Raw genomic sequence first — 1,170 nt, forward strand, 5'->3', positions numbered from 1 at the left:
ATCATGGCTAAGGAAAAGTTTGAACGTAATAAACCGCACGTAAACATCGGCACGATTGGTCACGTTGACCATGGTAAGACGACGTTGACAGCTGCGATCACGAAGTACTTTGGTGATTTCCAGGCGTACGACCAGATTGACGGCGCGCCGGAAGAAAAAGCGCGTGGGATCACGATCTCCACAGCGCACGTCGAGTACGAGACAGAAGCACGCCACTACGCCCACGTCGACTGCCCCGGCCACGCCGACTACGTCAAGAACATGATCACCGGTGCCGCCCAGATGGACGGCGCGATCCTGGTTGTGAACGCAGCAGACGGCCCAATGCCCCAAACGCGCGAGCACATCCTGCTCGGTCGTCAGGTCGGCATCCCGTACATGGTCGTTTACATGAACAAAGTTGATCAGGTTGACGACGACGAGCTTCTCGAGCTGGTTGAAATGGAAATCCGTGAGCTGCTGTCCTCTTATGAGTACCCCGGCGACGACATTCCAGTGATCCCCGGTTCCGCGCTTGCTGCCATGGAAGGCCGCGATGAGGCGATCGGCGAAGATTCCATCAAAAAGCTGATGGAAGCTGTCGACACATACATCCCGACCCCTGCACGTGCTGTTGACCAGCCGTTCCTGATGCCGGTTGAGGACGTGTTCTCGATCTCTGGCCGTGGTACTGTTGTGACGGGCCGTGTTGAGCGTGGCGTGATCAACGTGGGCGACGAAATCGAAATCGTTGGTATCCGCGACACGGCGAAAACAACCTGTACTGGTGTTGAAATGTTCCGCAAGCTGCTTGATCGCGGTGAAGCTGGCGACAACATCGGCGCATTGCTGCGCGGCGTTGACCGTGAGGGCGTTGAGCGTGGTCAGGTTCTGTGTAAGCCGGGTTCGGTTAACCCGCACACGAAGTTCGAGGCAGAGGCCTACATTCTGACGAAAGAAGAAGGCGGTCGTCACACCCCATTCTTCGCGAACTACCGTCCACAGTTCTACTTCCGTACAACGGACGTTACGGGCACCGTGAACCTGCCAGCTGGCACGGAAATGGTTATGCCTGGCGACAACCTGAAGTTCGAAGTCGAGCTGATCGCACCAATTGCGATGGAAGACGGCCTGCGCTTTGCGATCCGCGAAGGCGGCCGCACCGTCGGCGCCGGCGTGGTCTCCAAGATC

1 protein-coding gene is annotated in these 1,170 nt (G+C 57.5%); it reads left to right on the plus strand.

Features of this window, described 5'->3' with window-relative positions; genetic code table 11:
- Nucleotides 1-3: 3 nt before the first annotated feature.
- The coding region (tuf, locus tag L0664_RS18445; protein ID WP_235227375.1) for an elongation factor Tu at nucleotides 4-1,170 on the plus strand (1,167 nt) is incomplete at its 3' end.

The organism is Octadecabacter dasysiphoniae, assembly GCF_021532615.1.
GTDB lineage: Bacteria > Pseudomonadota > Alphaproteobacteria > Rhodobacterales > Rhodobacteraceae > Octadecabacter > Octadecabacter dasysiphoniae.